Origin of the sequence: Actinomycetospora chibensis, assembly GCF_028737215.1 — a bacterium.
Classification (GTDB): domain Bacteria; phylum Actinomycetota; class Actinomycetes; order Mycobacteriales; family Pseudonocardiaceae; genus Actinomycetospora; species Actinomycetospora chibensis.
Window position 1 is genome coordinate 209,854 of the sequence record NZ_JAQZAM010000003.1, and the last position, 14,825, is coordinate 224,678.

Annotated in this window: 15 protein-coding genes; 7 read left to right on the plus strand and 8 right to left on the minus strand. The window is 66.8% G+C overall.

The window, feature by feature from the left end:
• Positions 1 to 295: 295 nt before the first annotated feature.
• Positions 296 to 901 carry a hypothetical protein gene (locus PH189_RS05660; protein WP_274187780.1) on the minus strand — a complete coding sequence of 202 codons (606 nt, stop codon included), beginning with the start codon at positions 899 to 901 and terminating at the stop codon, positions 296 to 298.
• Positions 902 to 1,467: 566 nt separating this feature from the next.
• Between PH189_RS05660 and PH189_RS05665 the strand changes: the two genes are divergently transcribed.
• Positions 1,468 to 2,547: a hypothetical protein gene (locus tag PH189_RS05665; RefSeq protein WP_274187781.1), complete on the plus strand. Its 1,080-nt coding sequence runs from the start codon at positions 1,468 to 1,470 to the stop codon at positions 2,545 to 2,547.
• 721 nt (positions 2,548 to 3,268) lie between these two features.
• Here PH189_RS05665 and PH189_RS05670 read toward each other — a convergent pair.
• Positions 3,269 to 6,151, minus strand: a complete 2,883-nt coding sequence (locus tag PH189_RS05670; RefSeq protein WP_274187782.1) for an NACHT domain-containing protein — start codon at positions 6,149 to 6,151, stop codon at positions 3,269 to 3,271.
• Positions 6,152 to 7,199: 1,048 nt separating this feature from the next.
• On the opposite strand from PH189_RS05670, the gene PH189_RS05675 reads away from it, so the two are divergent.
• From PH189_RS05675 to PH189_RS05690, 4 genes are all read left to right on the plus strand, one after another.
• Entirely contained in the window at positions 7,200 to 7,400 is a 201-nt protein-coding gene (locus tag PH189_RS05675; protein WP_274187783.1) for a hypothetical protein, read from the plus strand.
• A gap of 301 nt (positions 7,401 to 7,701) precedes the next feature.
• Complete coding sequence (locus PH189_RS05680; RefSeq protein WP_274187784.1) at positions 7,702 to 7,947, plus strand: hypothetical protein; 246 nt, start codon at positions 7,702 to 7,704, stop codon at positions 7,945 to 7,947.
• 22 nt (positions 7,948 to 7,969) lie between these two features.
• The gene (locus PH189_RS05685; protein ID WP_274187785.1) at positions 7,970 to 9,064 is read left to right on the plus strand and encodes a M28 family metallopeptidase; all 1,095 of its coding nucleotides are present in this window, start codon (positions 7,970 to 7,972) and stop codon (positions 9,062 to 9,064) included.
• 50 nt (positions 9,065 to 9,114) lie between these two features.
• Positions 9,115 to 9,315 carry a hypothetical protein gene (locus PH189_RS05690; protein ID WP_274187786.1) on the plus strand — a complete coding sequence of 67 codons (201 nt, stop codon included), beginning with the start codon at positions 9,115 to 9,117 and terminating at the stop codon, positions 9,313 to 9,315.
• A gap of 30 nt (positions 9,316 to 9,345) precedes the next feature.
• Here PH189_RS05690 and PH189_RS05695 read toward each other — a convergent pair whose 3' ends face one another.
• The 3 genes from PH189_RS05695 to PH189_RS05705 are packed head-to-tail and all read right to left on the minus strand — an operon-like array spanning position 9,346 to position 10,776.
• On the minus strand, positions 9,346 to 10,044 hold the full coding sequence (locus tag PH189_RS05695) for a cation efflux transmembrane domain-containing protein (protein WP_274187787.1): 699 nt from the start codon (positions 10,042 to 10,044) through the stop codon (positions 9,346 to 9,348).
• Complete coding sequence (cmtR, locus tag PH189_RS05700) at positions 10,041 to 10,370, minus strand: Cd(II)/Pb(II)-sensing metalloregulatory transcriptional regulator CmtR (RefSeq protein ID WP_274187788.1); 330 nt, start codon at positions 10,368 to 10,370, stop codon at positions 10,041 to 10,043. The genes PH189_RS05695 and cmtR overlap by 4 nt, the downstream gene beginning before the upstream one ends.
• 40 nt (positions 10,371 to 10,410) lie before the next feature.
• Positions 10,411 to 10,776, minus strand: a complete 366-nt coding sequence (locus tag PH189_RS05705; RefSeq protein ID WP_274187789.1) for a hypothetical protein — start codon at positions 10,774 to 10,776, stop codon at positions 10,411 to 10,413.
• Positions 10,777 to 11,215: 439 nt separating this feature from the next.
• On the opposite strand from PH189_RS05705, the gene PH189_RS05710 reads away from it, so the two are divergent.
• Entirely contained in the window at positions 11,216 to 12,019 is an 804-nt protein-coding gene (locus PH189_RS05710; protein WP_274187790.1) for a GAF and ANTAR domain-containing protein, read from the plus strand.
• Positions 12,016 to 12,747, plus strand: a complete 732-nt coding sequence (locus tag PH189_RS05715; protein ID WP_274187791.1) for a GAF and ANTAR domain-containing protein — start codon at positions 12,016 to 12,018, stop codon at positions 12,745 to 12,747. The genes PH189_RS05710 and PH189_RS05715 overlap by 4 nt, the downstream gene beginning before the upstream one ends.
• Before the next feature lie 2 nt (positions 12,748 to 12,749).
• Here PH189_RS05715 and PH189_RS05720 read toward each other — a convergent pair whose 3' ends face one another.
• From PH189_RS05720 to PH189_RS05730, 3 genes are all read right to left on the minus strand, one after another.
• Positions 12,750 to 13,226: an ATP-binding protein gene (locus PH189_RS05720; RefSeq protein WP_274187792.1), complete on the minus strand. Its 477-nt coding sequence runs from the start codon at positions 13,224 to 13,226 to the stop codon at positions 12,750 to 12,752.
• Positions 13,226 to 13,684, minus strand: coding sequence for an STAS domain-containing protein (locus tag PH189_RS05725; protein WP_274187793.1), 459 nt, complete (start codon positions 13,682 to 13,684; stop codon positions 13,226 to 13,228). Before PH189_RS05725 ends, PH189_RS05720 begins: the two co-directional genes overlap by 1 nt.
• Before the next feature lie 148 nt (positions 13,685 to 13,832).
• The gene (locus PH189_RS05730) at positions 13,833 to 14,729 is read right to left on the minus strand and encodes an alpha/beta hydrolase (RefSeq protein WP_274187794.1); all 897 of its coding nucleotides are present in this window, start codon (positions 14,727 to 14,729) and stop codon (positions 13,833 to 13,835) included.
• Positions 14,730 to 14,825 lie beyond the last annotated feature (96 nt).

The following is a 14,825-nucleotide window of genomic DNA, read 5'->3' on the forward strand; positions in this document are numbered from 1 at the left end:
ATTCTCCCGAAGGTTCTTAGCTGATAGTCGTCTGCCGTCTGCGTGCGACTCTAGGCCAATGTCTGCAACAGTCGTCGCTTGATGACCTGCATTGGCAACTAAGACTACAAAGGTGCGCCCTCCACGGCCAACGCCAGCCCGCTTCCATACGAGAACGTGCAGCGACGGTCCAGCGCGCACGTAAGTTCTGAACGCAACGAGAAGGGAGGCGAGAGCGACCACGAGTGCCGTCGCCGATATAGTAGCCAGCATTGTAGGCCCTGTCAGTCGTGACAAATGCGATTTCGCGGTCTTCCTAGCTATTGCGAATGTATGCAGGGGATTTCGCCGTCTTCATGAACTCGTGAGCTATCTGCCTTACAGAGGCCAAAGCGAAGTTGTTCTTCAGCTCCAGCTCGCGTCCGTGCTCGTCAAAGAAGGCCATGCCAAGGCCATTCTCCTCTGCAAGTTTGTGGTAGGGGGCGTAGACGTTCCGGTGAACGTGGGCACCACCTTCCTTGTTTGCGAGGGTAAGCACGAAGTTTTCGCGGCTCCACTCCGTGCCATCCTGCTCTTTCGCGACCGAACGCGTCCACCAGTGGTCGAAATTGCTTCGCCTGCTCAGGAAGGGCGGTGGCAATTCGTCGAGTCCGGCGAAGTAGGGACCTGGAGACTTGGGGAGCGTCCTGTACGTCTGGGCGAGCCCGAGCGTCGCAAGTATGTTCTGGGGGTTGATGTCCGGGGCCGTATCGAAATATGCCAACCGCTCTTTGAGGCCTAGCTGTCTTAATAGAGAGTGAGAAGTTCCCTTATCGAAGAACAGTACGCGCAACGTGACTGCGAGACGCTTGGCTTCTGCCTCGTGGCCCTCGTCGTAGGCGTCCGCGGACACTCGAAGGAATTCAAGGCTCTCGAACAACATTTCTGTGAGCTGCTTGCGAGTCCGACGGATAGGATCGCTCAATCAAAGCCTCCATCTGTCTGGCGACCTCGTCGCGCAACCGTCTCCTAGCTTGCAATGCCTCCACGTGAGTATAGGGCAGCGCAGAAGAGGCCCAACTGGCGCCCTCGCCCCCTTCGACCTGTTCCCTCCACGATGACTAAGTTCGGCGATCTTGCCGGACTCGCCGCCCAGCTAAGCGGTGAGAACTTTCTTTACGTCTTCAAGCCGGCCCTCACGGGCCGGACCGGGCGGCTCCGCTGCCAGCCCGCCTCCTGCCTTCGGCCCGGCGGCTGGCGCGGGCACGCCCGGCCAACCGCAGGTCGGCACAGGCCACTAGACGCCGCACACACAAATGGTTGGGACGCGCCTGAAGTTCCCAGTGGCACGTGGGGGCGTGGTCCAACTGTAACGGGGCGAGCAGCTGACACGATAAGGACGCATCTACAGTTGAGATTAACAGGATGGCATGGTCTGTGTGCGCCGGATGGGGGGAGAACCTACCTATGACAGTAGTCGCACGGTTTGGGGCGGGGTGCTTCTACTTCGTGCCGCTGGGGATTGCGCGCGACGCTCAGTCGTGGGAGAGGTTCGTAAAGGCAGAATTGGAGAAGATTCCCTCCGTTTCAGAGATCGAGTTCGCCCTAGACGGTGGCTGGGTCGGCGCTGATGAAGTTAAGGTACTTGAGGGCGATTTACCTGACGATCTTCAAGTGATTCAGCCTGGAGGTGGAACGCTCACCTTCGAGGTAACGATTCCTTTGCGGGTTCAGGAGGGCCTGTTCGGCGCGGTCGCTCCCATTCTCGACTGCACCCAATTCAGGCTGATCACCTACTACGAGTTTGAAGGGCCGGCCACCATTGTTCGTTGTTTAGAGGGTGACTTGGCCGAGAACGATCCTAGCGACGCCGTCTTTCTGGTTCGTGAGTTCCTGGAGAACGAGCTGCGGACCCGTCGCGAGTCGCGTCTAAAACTGGTCACTGTCGGCCCCAGTCCCTTTCACGCGAACTTCTCTGTTGTTGATGATGCCGCAGACCTCAACGAAGGCAAGGCGTCTCCTCTCGGCAACATGCTATTCGAGCGCCGCGGGCAGCTTGGGTACGCCGAGTACCTCTTCCATAAGGAGCGCAGTGCTGAATCTGTGGCAGAATTTGCAAGAAGTGTACCGCCGATTTTGGCTCGCCAGTTGGCCTTCTTCTACTCTCTAAGTGTCGCGCGGGCCATCAGAATCAAGAACGCTGACGTTGCCGAGAGAGCGCGAGAGGAACTCGTCAAACGGTATCGAGCGCACGGTCTTGGGGCCCTCTTATACCGACTCTTTCGCTCCGGGAGGGCGGCTCGCAATACTCTAATCTTGGTAATCGAACTTGAGAATACCGAGTCGCGTCATAAGCGGCAGTACGAAAACGGGTTGCGTGAGTTCGAGAGCCAGGGGGAGGAGGTGGCAATTCTAGGCGAGATGAAGGAGGCTGCAGAATTTTCGCAGCTCGATGATCTGAAGTCAGCTCGCGAGACGGTCGTGGCACTAGATGAGGTGCGTAAGAAGGAGTTCGAGGTGGCTGTTGTCTCACTCTCAACGCTTCTTGGTGCGGCCGCAGGCGCCGTAGCGTCATTGCTGTCCGGCTGAAGTCGTCTTCGCATCTGAGGGCCCGGTCGGACCGTGTCTGATATCCCGGCGGGGCGCTCGCCGCCCCCGCACCCCAGGCGACCTCCGGGGAGGGGGCAAGTCTCCCCGTCGGCCACCGGAGGCGTAGCACCCCAGGGGCAGGGGGCCAGGTCGTTCAGCCGCCGGGTGCTCCACCTGGCCCCCTGCCCCTGGCGCGCTTCGGGAGGACCTGGCCGACGGGGAGAGCAGGGACCCAGCGTTGGGGCAACGGGACCAAGATCAAGGGCGGTGCCCTCGGTGCTCAAGCCTCTATCGCTGTGAAGCTTCTCCGGACGTCGCTTGCCCTCCGTCGCGACGGTCGCCGACTCAGCCTCTGGGCGGTTGCTCGCGGTTGGTCCTGAGATCGACTGTCGGGTCACGCTTGGGGCACGGGAGCCCTCGACGAGCCCGGAGACGACCGGAACCACCAGAAGGTCAACAGCCAGGTCAGGGCTGGTATAGCCGGCGGTGGTCCTGGTCGCCCTGACTCGTGAAAACGCTCCGGCTTAAAGGCTGCTAGCCGGGGCTATCGGCCCGCTGTTCGCCCCTCGTCAACGAGGTATTTGGACCCCGCTTCTCCAGCGGAGGAGCACTAGGTTGCGAGCACAACCTGCCCGTCAGGGGTGCGTCCTAGACGGAGCGTTATGCCGAATCCACATATCTGCGATGCTACGGTAGACGAGACGTCGATCTGCCGGGTGGTTCATATTTTCCGCGAGGTAGTGGTCGTCACACCCAAGACGGAGATGGTGCTATCCGACCACATGTCGAACATATCTTCACCTCTCCGAGACGCTCCACTCCGTGCGCACAGTTCGGAGAGGCATTCCCCTAGGCCCCCGATAGAGCTTAGATCGCATGTGCGCGGGAGGCCTGCGACTTGCCACATCTCGCGGACAAGTCTTTCGGCCTCGAAGGACGAGCCGAGCTCCCAAAGGGCGGCAGCAGCGATACAACCCAGCGAGTAGAACGCAGAGACCTCGTATTGCAGCTCCCAATGATGGAGCCTCAATCTCCAGGCGGACTTCTCGCTGCTCAGGGCTTTCTCTAACCCATCCTTCAGGCGCTGAGCTACCACCTTATTAGGAATCCTGATGCGCCACATGTCCGAACCAACAGTGCCCGCGAATTCACTGAAGCTCGCTGGGAACAGCCCAGTCGTGGATAACTCATCGAGCGAGTCGACCAAAGCTCCAACCGTGTAGGTAGGAGACCTCTCCTGCTTGGAGCTAGGCCGGTAGACTGGCACGGCAACGAAGACACCGGGCCCGTGATCCGAGATGACGGACGATATCGTTGTCAGACCTAATCTTAGATTGTGCAGTACAAATTCTGGGTGAGTCTCGTGAATTCGGAGTACGTAAGCCGCACCGTATCGCATTGCTGAGTAGTGATGGCCATCCGCGTCGAACTCCGCAAGTACCCTTTCTGCTTCTCCGCGGGTTCGATTCGAGAACTGCCTGCTGTACGCGAGGACCTCTTGCCGCAAAGTGTAGTCCGGTGAAGATGCAACAACAGCCAAAGAGCCTAAGAAAACCAGCTTTACGACGTCCCACGCCAAGTCTTCGCGAGCGACAAATCGAAGAAGAAAGAGGGCAAGGGACGTACTAGCGGCGACTTCCGTTGTTGAGTTTGCTACCAGCCTCACGCATCTTTCAAGATCTCCGGTCGCATCGTACGCCCGCAATGCGACGTCGGGCGCGACTAGGCTCCTTCCCGATACAATCATCTCTCGCAAATCATCGGCAAGGTCCTTCGTCGATCTCGCATTGCGTGCTAAGTAGCGTCCTGCATAGTACTCCATCAACGTGCGATGCGCGAAACCGTATACCCGGTCACCTCTCTCATCCCGATCAAACTGAGTCAAAACCCAGCCGCGGCCCGAGCAATGCTCGAAGAATCGTTCCTCTAGTTCATGGTTCGACTCCTCGTCTGCGACCACGATACGTGATATCGCAGCTTGAACTACTCTTCGTAGTAGGCGCTCGCTCGCGCGATCACGGGGATGTTCACTCAGGAAGAAGAAGCTGGCTAGCTCTTCCACCAAGCGTCGGAGTCTGTTCTCAGCGGGGACGGTGAGTTGCACACCGCGGAGTCGGTCCCATCGAATAAGAAGCAGTTCAGCGCACGCAGCATAAGCAGCCGAAGGAGAGTCTGGTATTGCCCCGTCGTAACGTTGCAGCAAACACAAGAGTGAAAGCAACAGCGGGTTGCTTCTGATATCCCTAAGGTGATCTGTCTGATTTAAGAATCGCGTCGAGACTGCGTATCCGCGATTACCTGAGCCCTCAACGATTGTGAACCAGCGCCGCGAGTATTCGGCCACCTGGGCTCGATCAAATTCATTCAGCTCATAGACGGGAAACTCTTTCCTCTCGAGCGGAGCGCTGGAGTACGTTTCGATGCGACAGGTAACTAGTATATTGGCCAATGGGTAGTTGAACGCAAAGGCTTGAATTGCCTTTGCTGTGCGACGTCGACCTTCTAGGTTTGCCACTTCATCGAGGGCATCGAATACGACGTTCATTAGCCCGCTTCTTAACAGGCTGACTACTTCATCCTTGGTAACGTCCTCTTGTAGAAGCCTTGCTATTTCTCTTGCTAGAGCACCTGTAATCGTCTCTGAGTTGTCTTGGTAGTTCTTGAGCTCGATCATGATCGAGCAGGGCCCTTCATCATCCCATGCCGACGCGACAGATGAGTCGTAGAGACTCTTTCGGACGAATGTGCTCTTACCTGCTCCTGGATTTCCAACGACCACACAAGATGTATCGGCGATATCGGGTTCAGTGATGTTTCTTAGGCCCGATACTCCCCCTCCAGCTCTGACGGCGCTCGCGGATTCAGGTAGCATGGTTAGAGTTCGCCGGACATATACTGAATCGACCGAGCTGAAGTGCTCTGTGGTAGAGTGAGGCATCTCGACAATCTTGTATTGCCGGCGAGTCTGCTCGCGAATCCTTGAATGCAAAACATCAACTCGATCAGCCATCAACTCGCTGAGCGGAATTTCGGCTCGCAGTGTGGCGGCCGATGTCTTCGTCGTGCTCCCGGGAGCCCCTACAGGACGCATGACACGGACCATATGCATAGCGCGCTGATTCGTGCCTTCACCTTTCGCCAGTCCTGCCTTTGTGCGGGCAGCTATGTCCCCGCAGAGTGTCTGCCAAAGAGGCGCGGCGATGGGGTCGACTTCCTTGATCGTCATGCGTAACTTGCGCGCGAGCTCCGTAATAAACGCGAATTCGAGTTGATCTCGCTCTGCCTGTCGCCTGATTCTTTTCTCTTCGCCGTCTTTCCGCAGCTCGACCTCCTGGTACTGCGCGTGATCTGCGACTTCGAGGTAGGCCATCATCTGCAACAGGCTTGCGCATTTTCGGCTTCTTAGGTAGGAAGCAATCTTGTCTTGATGGTGCCTCGCCGCTTTCGTCTCGCTCCACGTCTCGAACTTCCGGATCGCTTTCGGATCGCGAACTATTGTTTCGTAGATCCACCGCCATGATGGGATTGCCGACTTGAAAAGCCCCGCGCCGAGGGCCTTCGCTGCTGCGGTTGCGGCTGCGGTGGCGAGAGACCCTGGGTCCAATGCTAAAATCCTTTGATCCTACTTGCCTGGCGAATCTTTGCGGAGGTCGATTGAGTGGGTTGCCGGGGGCCGAGTCTACTCGAGTTGACCGTAGAAAGCACTTGGACTTGCGGCGTTGGAAGTATGGCCTCGTGCCGACCGAGATGAGCGATCACCGGTCCCCGTCCGGCACCCCGTTGTCCGGCGTGATGCGCCGCGGTGGACCTAGGCAGCCAGGTCTCCCCGCCCGTCAGGTCTTCCAAGGCGCGGCAAGGCAGGAACCTAAGCGAGCACCCGAAGCGAAAGACGAGCTGGACCTCTGCCCGGCGAGCGCTGTGCCCCTGATGTGATCGGCGGCAGCAAGCTGGAGGACCGTCACACCGAAGCGCTCAACTCCTTGGCCCTAGCCGGCCCACAGTAAGCATGTACTTGTCAAAGATCAAGGACTGCTCTGGGGACCATCTGAGGACCGCGGGCCGCTCACTTTGCCCGCGTGCCCGCACCTCGGGCACGGCCGCGTCGGGCAAATGAAGATGGGCTGACGTGCCGCTCCTCGCCCCCGCCGTCCTGGGTCAAAGTTGGGCTGAGAGCCCGTCTATCCCGGCGCGCCAGGTCTTCGCGCTGCTACTTAGGAGCGGTTGAGCACCATCGACGGCAAGTTCGACGCCGAACGGCGTCGTACTCGGCGATGGCAGCGTTGACGGAGGCGGCGGTGATGTCCTGGAGTGCCACGGGATGAGATTACCGTGGCAGCATCAAGAGGGTTGCTGCTCCCTTCTCGCCACGGACCGACGTCGGACACCCAGGTCGCTGATGGAGTTGTCAAGGATCGAGGTTTGCCGGAGAGCAAATGCGAACGTCACCTTCGGGCGCGGGCCGGGGCAGGGAAGAGCTCTTGTTGCCGGCCACCCGGAGGGCCCAGCGCCCGCCAATGGGCGGGTTGTTCAGTGCGTCGGTGCTCCACTGAGCCGTTGAAAGTGGACCTATCGGTAGGACCTGGCCGACGGGTCGACCGCGCGCCAGCCGTCACGTCTGGACGACCTCGAGCAGCTCGGGCACCGTGCCGGACATGCCCGAGGAAGAACTGGCTCAGGCCCAGGGCGAGCAGGACGCCGCGATGGCGCTCGCCGAGGAGGACCACTGGCAGATCGTCGGCGGCGGCATGCTCACCGTGCACCCATTCGGGGAATGGGTCCCGCGAGCGCACCGACGCGCCTACCTCGCCGGCGCCGCCTCCGTTCTCGGATACCGCCCGCTGATCATGGCCTGACGGGGCAAGATCGTTCCCACACTTTTCCCCCACGGAATGATGGGGGAGAGGGTGCCCGAGCCCGTCACGCTCGGAATGGCGCCACCGGCGTCCGACCAGCTCAGAGGCCGGGTTTGCCACTGCCCGCAGCCGGCCAGAACGGGTCAACCAGAACCCGTCAGGTCGTCGGTTCGAGCCCGACCTGCCCCACCGAGACGCCGGGTCGGCGCACGATCGAGGCCGCCCTCGGCCGAATCCCTCGACGGTGGTCATCGACGCCTGCCACCTGGTCAACGCCGGAGGCGGCGGCCACGCTGGAGGCATGGACCTCGCCACCATCCGATCTCTGCGTCGGTGGCTCCTCGCCGCGACGGTGCTGACCGCCGGGTTGATCGGCTCCAGCTGGGCCGAAGCCACCGATACCCCGGCGAGTCCTCGGGTGTGGGTCGATGTCGCTCTCGCCGTGGCCGCGCTGGTCTGCGTCGGCGTCGTCGGCGGGCGCCTGCGACGTCAGGAGCGGAGATCCGAGAGCGGGAGCACGGGTGTCGAGCGGCGTACGACAGCCTGACCGGCGACGAGGGAACCCCGTCATGGGCGGTCCGGGCCGGGCGGGACGTGCTCGCGCCCTGGTCGCCGCGGTGATGGCGTCTCTCGTCCTGACGGGCTGCGCGAGCGGAACAGGATCGGCGCCGGCCCCGGGAGGTCCGGTCGGCGGCGGCCCGCTCGCGGAACGCCTCGCTGCGGAGGCGACCGTCGACGGAGCCGTCGGCCACCTCCAGGCGCTGCAGGCCATCGCCGACCGCAACGGCGGGAACCGCGCCGTGGGCACCCCTGGCTACGACCAGAGCGTGGAGTACGTGGCGTCCACGCTGAGCCGTGCCGGCTTCCGGGTGGAGACCCCCACCATCGTCGTGACCAGCGAGGACGACGAGGGCGAGGGCACCGAGGGCGCCGTCGGCGCCCGGACCACCCGCACCGTGATCGCCCAGACCACCACGGGCCGGACCGACGAGGTCGTCCTGAGCGGAGCCCATCTCGACAGCGTCCCCGAGGGGCCGGGCATCAACGACGACGGCAGTGGGGTCGCCGCGAACCTCGAGATCGCACTGCGGCTGGGTGCCGCCGCGCCGGTGACGAACGCGGTGCGCTTCGTCTGGTTCGGGGCCGAGGAAGAAGGCCTCGTCGGCTCGCAGCAGTACGTCCAGGGGCTGTCGGCCGACCAGCGCCGGGACGTCGCCCTGATGCTGAACTCCGACATGATCGCGTCCCCAAACGCCGGCTACTTCGTCTACGACGGCGACGGGTCGGACCCGGGCAGCACCGAGGACGCAGCGGCGGGATCGGCGACGATCGAACGCCTGCTCGTCGACCGCCTCGCCTCGCTGGGCGTCCCGGCGCAGGGGACCCCCTTCAACGGCGACTCCGACTACGGCCCGTTCGTCGAGGCCGCGATCCCGTCCGGTGGGATCTTCACCGGCGACGCCCCGAGCAAGACGCCGGAGCAGGCCGCGCTCTGGGGCGGCCGGGCCGGCGTCCCCTTCGACGTCTGCTACCACCGGGCGTGCGACACCACGAGCAACATCGACCGCGTCGCGTACGGACGCATGCTCAACGCCCTCGCCTTCGGCATCGGGTCGTTCGCCACCGACCTCGACGGCCTCCCTCCGCGCGCCGACCGCGGCTGAGAGGTCGGCCGCGCTGGACGCCGTCGGCGAGCTCGGGCACCGTGCCGGACATGACCGAGCGGGAGCAGGCCCAGGCCCAGGGCGAGCAGGACGCCGCGATCGCGCTGGCCGAGGAGGATCACCGGCGCATCGCCGGCGGGGGCATGCTCACCGTCCACCCCGTCGAGGAGTGGGTCCCGCGGGCCCACCGCCGGACCTACCTCGACGGCGCCGCGTCCGTCCTCGGCTACCGGCCGCTGATCAGGGCCTGACGGCGGTGGATCGCGATCCCGGGCGGGAGATCAGCAGCAGTGCTCCCCACGCCAGGAGGTGATCCCCTCCCGCACGGCCACGGCGGCGATGACGAGGGCGACGACGGGGTCCGCCCAGCTCCACCCGAGGGTGGCGTTGAGGACGAGGCCCAGGAGCAGCACGCCCGACAGGTAGGTGCACAGCAGCGTCTGCTTCGAGTCGGCCACCGCGGAGTTCGAGCCCAGCTCCCGGCCGGCCCGTCGCTGCGCGAAGGAGAGGAACGGCATGACCACCAGGCTCACCGCGGCCAGGACGATGCCGACGGTCGAGGGCCGGGGGTCGGCCGCGCCGAGCAGGGTCCGCACCGCCTCGACGCCCACGTAGGCGGCGAGGGCGAAGAACGAGACCGCGATGACCCGCAACGCCGCACGCTCGCGGGCCTCGGGGTCACGGCCGGAGAACTGCCAGGCCACGGCGGCGGCCGAGGCGACCTCGATGATGGAGTCGAGGCCGAAGCCGATGAGGGCGGACGACGACGCCACCGCGCCGGCACCGATCGCGACGATGGCCTCGACGACGTTGTAGGTGATCGTCGCGGCCACCAGCAGGCGGACCCGTCGGGTGAGGACGGCGCGGCGCTCGGCGTCGCCACCGGCGCGCTGCGCGACGGGGCCGGCGCAGCACTCCTTGTCGCACTCCGCCCCCGAGGCCAGGGGCAGTGAGTGCCGTGGCTGGTGCCCGGCGCTCACGACCGGACCGCCTCGTCCAGGCACTCCTCGGACGTCGACACCGCGAGGACGACGCGCGCCATCTCCCGCAGGGCCGTCGCGAGGTGGGGGTCGGCGATCTCGTAGCGGGTCTGGCGGCCCTCGAGCGATGCGACCACGAGGCCGCAGCCCCGGAGGCACGCCAGGTGGTTGGAGACGTTGGACCGCGACAGCCCCAGTGCCCCGGCGAGCTGTGCCGGATAGCCCGGACCGTCGAGCAACGCGACCAGCAGCCGGCACCGGGTGGGGTCGGCCAGCGCGCGCCCGACCCGGGCGAGGGCGGCGTCACGGGTCTCGCCGGTCAGCATGCGCTGAACCGTACAGCGATGACTGAACAGTGGGGAAGGGTCAGCGCGGGGTCAGCCACCGCGCCGCGGCGTCGGCGCAGTCGACGGGCGTGGAGTTGAACGCGATGGCGGCCTGCGGGGCGTGACGCCGGACGAGGTTGACGACGACCTCGAAGAACCCCAGCAGCTCCTCGTCCTTCCGCAGGCCGCCGCCCACGACCACGCACTCCCACGGCTCGCGCCGCAGGTGCTCGACGATCGTCCCCTCGGCGCTGCCGTCGAGCGGTACCAGGCACATCGTGTGGGAGATCCCGAGCTCGTCGAAGCGCCGACGTCCGCGCTCGAGCGCCTCGAGCACCGGCGCCGGGTCGTAGCCCGCGATGGTGACGGGGTCGAGCCCGAGGACGAGCGTGGAGGGCGGGGCCATGCCGCCCTTCCTAGCATCGCGATCCGTATCGGCTGGACGTCGTCGCGGTCCTGCGCGATCGTGGAGGCGGTCGACCAGGACCCCGTCGCCGACCCGCCCCGCCGAGATCGGGGGCCCGTCGACGCACCGGGAGAGCCATGGCCCGGCGGTGGCCGTCCGCGTCCTGTCCGTCCACGGGATCGACGTCCTGGGATGGAACCCGGCCCACCCGGAGGCGAGGGCCTCCGTCGCGACCATCCTGACGCCGAGGAGCCCCGGACCTCGCCGCGAGTCGTGGCGTTGCGGTGAGCACGGCCCGGGGCGGGGCCCGTACCCAGGTGTAGGGTTCGCCGGACCCGTTCCCCCGAGAGCTCTCGGTGGGGGCGGGCCCGGCCTGGACCTCGTCGGGGCGTGAGCGGGAGAGCCCGCCCACACGGCGACCATGGGCGGCGGGTGCGAGGTGGATCAGGCCCGGCTGAGCCAGGCCCTCGCCGACGCGGTCGCGGCGGGTGGCGCCGAGTCCGCACTGGCCGTGTGCCGGGCCTGCGTGGAATGGCTGCCGATGACCGGGGCGTCGATCACGATGATGACCGTGGCCGAGGTGCAGGAGCCGGTCTGTGCCACCGACGCGGTCTCCGCCCGCATCGACGAGCTGCAGTTCGGGCTGGGCGACGGCCCGTGCGTCGAGTCCTTCCGCACCGGTCGCGCCGTGCTCGTGCCCGATATCGCCGATCCGGCCGAGACCCGGTGGCCGGTGTTCGCGTCCGCCGCGGCCGCGACGGGCGCCCGCGGCATGTTCGTGTTCCCCCTCCAGGTCGGTGGTGCGCGCATCGGGGTGCTCGACTGCTACCGGGACGTCCCCGGCCCGCTGACCGACGAGGACGTCACCGGGGCCCTGCGCACGGCCGACGCCGCGGTGTGGTCCCTGCTCGACCACGGCCGCACCGGGAGCGACGGCGAGCCCGAGCCGGCCGGAGCGGTGGACGGCTCCGCACTGACGCGCGCCGAGGTGCACCAGGCGACGGGGATGATCATGGCGCAGGCCCGACTCGGCGCGCCGGACGCGCTGGCCCGGCTGCGCGCGCACTCCTTCCGCGTCGGACGCACGATCACCGAGGTGGCGGACGACGTCGTCGCCCGCCGCCTCCGGCTGAGCCCCGACGGAGTGTGGAGCACCACAGGTGGCGGCAACCCCACAGACCGCGCGACCCCGAGTGACGACCCGGTTGACCCTCGCAGCCGGGACGACGAGGAGAAGTCATGAGTACACCCTCAGCCGTCCGTGAACAGGCACTGGTGACGGCCTTCGTCCGCCTCGCCGACACCCTGGTGGCCGACTACGACGTGATCGAGCTGTTCCACGCGCTGTGCGGGGACTGCGTCGCGCTCCTCGGTGCGGACGCCGCCGGCCTGCTGCTGACCGACCAGCGCGGCGCCCTGCAGGTCGTCTCCGCGTCCACCGAGGCCGCCAACCTGGTCGAGCTGTTCCAGCTCCAGGCCGAGGAGGGCCCGTGCCTGGACTGCTTCCGCACGTCGGCGCAGGTCCACGCCGGCGACCTCGCGACCGACACCCGCTGGCCGCGGTTCGCCGCGCTCGCCGACGACAACGGTTTCACCGCGGTGCACGCGCTGCCGATGCGGCTGCGGGGGGAGACCATCGGCGCGCTCAACCTGTTCCACCGCAACCGCACGGACATGAGCGTCGACGAGCTCGCCATCGGTCAGGCCCTGGCCGACGTCGCCACCATCGCCATCCTCTCGGACCGCAACACCCGCGAGCGCGAACGGCTCACCGAGCAGCTCCAGGCCGCGCTGACCAGCCGTGTGATCATCGAGCAGGCCAAGGGCGTCCTCGCCGAGCGAGGTCAGATCCCCCTCGACGAGGCGTTCACGCGCCTGCGGTCACACGCCCGCTCGACCCAGCAGCGTCTCTCCGACCTGGCCCGCGCCGTGACCGACGGGTCCCTCGACACCACCCCGCTCCTGCGCTGAGCTCAGCTCGTGACGAGGGCCCGCCAGCACATCCGGACCGTGGTGCCGAGATCCGACCCCAGCACGGCGTGGTGGTCCGAGAGCTCGCGCACGAGGTCGAGCCCGCGGCCGCGGAAGCCCGGGTCCGCGCCCGGCGGCGACCACACCCCCTGGTCCTCGACGACCACGACCACGCCGTTCCCGCACGGGCGGGGCGCAGCGAACACCGAGACGTCCCCGACGGGACCCCGGTAGGCGTGCTCGACGACGTTGCTCACCGCCTCGTCGACCACCAGGACGATCGACTCGCCGATCTCCTCGTCCACCACGGTCGTCACCGTCCACCGCCGGACGAGACGGCGGAGGGCGACGACCGTCTCCGGTCGCGCCGGACGCCGCTCCCACAGCCAGGCCCCGCGGACCCCGGCGGTGTCCGTACCGGCCGGGCACACGCATCCCGTGGCCAGCCCCATGCACTCGAGATCGCGGTTGGTGATCATCAGCTGTCGGCCGGGCGCGTCGCGGTCGGGGTCGACGTCCGGGGCGCCGGGACGGGGGGTGCGACGACCGGGACGCGGTGCGGGTCGATCATGAGTGGTCGGCGGAGCTCCCGGACCGTCCCCCGGAGCATGTCGGCACCCTCGGCGGCCTCGCGGGCCAGGATGTCGGCGAACTGCGGCAAGCGCGCACCGACCACGTCCACCACACAGTCGGGATGGGCCTCGAGCCGGCCGCGGAGCCGGACGAGACCCAGGAGACCCGCGCGGTCGCAGGACACGATCGCGCGAATGTCCAGGACCACACGCGTCGACCCCTCGCGGGCCTCGGACTCCGCCCTGGCGCGCAGCGCCGGGATGGCGGCGCCGTCGACGGCACCGCCGAGGACGAAGATCGTCTTGCGGTGGTGCTCGCCCACCCAGCGCGAGGAGCTCGTGCGGCTGACGGTGATCCGGCTCATCTCGGCGGCCCCCCTGGACGCGACGCAGCGATGACTCAGCGCCAGGGGTCCGGGGCGCGGTACGGCCGAGTGCGGCCGCCTGAGCGCCACATGTTAACGCCCCGGACACGGCTCGTCACCACATCAGCACGCACCGGAAGCAGCGCGATCAGCTCGTGAGGTGCTCCAGCACGAAGTCGACGGATCGGTCGAAGGCGGCCCGGGCGACGTCGGGCCGGCCGAGCCACAGGTGGTCGGCGCCGTCGAGGAGCTCGAGCGTCATCGCAGCGCCGACGGCGTGCAGGGCCGCGCCGAGGCGCTCCGACTGCCGGGTCGGGACCAGGCGGTCGGCCGTGCCGTGCAGCAGCAGGAACGGCGGCGCGCCGGCGCGGACGTGCGTCACCGGGCTCGCCGCCCGGGCCCGTTCGGGGTCCGACGACGGCGCGACACCCAGCAGCAGCGCCTCGCGGGAGTCCGGAGCGCCCGGGTCGACGGCGCTGATGCCCCCGGCGGCGGCGTCGGCGGCGACCGTCGTCAGGTCGGCCGGGCCGTACCAGTCGACGACCGCGCGGACGCCGGGATCGGTGAGGCCGAGCAGGGCGGCGAGGTGCCCGCCCGCGGACTCGCCCCACAGCGCGATGCGGGTGGGGTCGATCCCGAGGTGCTCGGCGTGGGTGCGCAACCAGCCCAGCCCCGCGGCGGCGTCCTCCAGCGGCGCCGGGAAGCGGGCCTCGCCGCTGAGCCGGTAGTCCAGCGACGCCACCGCGAACCCGTGCGACGCGAGCTGCAGGAACGGCGACGGCGACCACCCGGCGTAGGCCGGTCCGAAGCCCGCACGGCTGCCGCCGCGCCAGCCGCCGCCGTGCAGGAAGACGATCAGTGCCGGCAGCGGTCCGTCGGGTCGGTGCAGGTCGAGCAGCAGCGGCCGGTACCCGGGGACGGCCGCGTACTCCACCGCGCGCCAGGTCGTGACGCCGTCGGCGCGGACGGGCGGGGGCAGGTTCGGCGGCTCGCTCGGGGGCTCGCTCGGGGGCTCGCTCGGGGGCTCAGTCGAGGAGGCGGACATCGTGGTGGAACTCATTGCGGTAGGCAGGGGGAAGAGCTCGGCACTCTGCGCCTCGCGGGACCCGCCGTCACGGTGGCTTCCGCCCACCGGCACGGC

What these genes read in the sequence shown, in the direction of transcription:
- PH189_RS05660 (WP_274187780.1), bottom strand. Translation starts at nt 901, where the DNA reads ATGTTGTTCGAGAGCCTTGAATTCCTTCGAGTGTCCGCGGACGCCTAC.
- PH189_RS05675 (WP_274187783.1), top strand. Translation starts at nt 7,200, where the DNA reads ATGCCCGAGGAAGAACTGGCTCAGGCCCAGGGCGAGCAGGACGCCGCG.
- PH189_RS05680 (WP_274187784.1), top strand. Translation starts at nt 7,702, where the DNA reads ATGGACCTCGCCACCATCCGATCTCTGCGTCGGTGGCTCCTCGCCGCG.
- PH189_RS05685 (WP_274187785.1), top strand. Translation starts at nt 7,970, where the DNA reads ATGGGCGGTCCGGGCCGGGCGGGACGTGCTCGCGCCCTGGTCGCCGCG.
- PH189_RS05690 (WP_274187786.1), top strand. Translation starts at nt 9,115, where the DNA reads ATGACCGAGCGGGAGCAGGCCCAGGCCCAGGGCGAGCAGGACGCCGCG.
- cmtR (WP_274187788.1), bottom strand. Translation starts at nt 10,370, where the DNA reads ATGCTGACCGGCGAGACCCGTGACGCCGCCCTCGCCCGGGTCGGGCGC.
- PH189_RS05705 (WP_274187789.1), bottom strand. Translation starts at nt 10,776, where the DNA reads ATGGCCCCGCCCTCCACGCTCGTCCTCGGGCTCGACCCCGTCACCATC.
- PH189_RS05715 (WP_274187791.1), top strand. Translation starts at nt 12,016, where the DNA reads ATGAGTACACCCTCAGCCGTCCGTGAACAGGCACTGGTGACGGCCTTC.
- PH189_RS05720 (WP_274187792.1), bottom strand. Translation starts at nt 13,226, where the DNA reads ATGATCACCAACCGCGATCTCGAGTGCATGGGGCTGGCCACGGGATGC.
- PH189_RS05725 (WP_274187793.1), bottom strand. Translation starts at nt 13,684, where the DNA reads ATGAGCCGGATCACCGTCAGCCGCACGAGCTCCTCGCGCTGGGTGGGC.
- PH189_RS05730 (WP_274187794.1), bottom strand. Translation starts at nt 14,729, where the DNA reads ATGTCCGCCTCCTCGACTGAGCCCCCGAGCGAGCCCCCGAGCGAGCCC.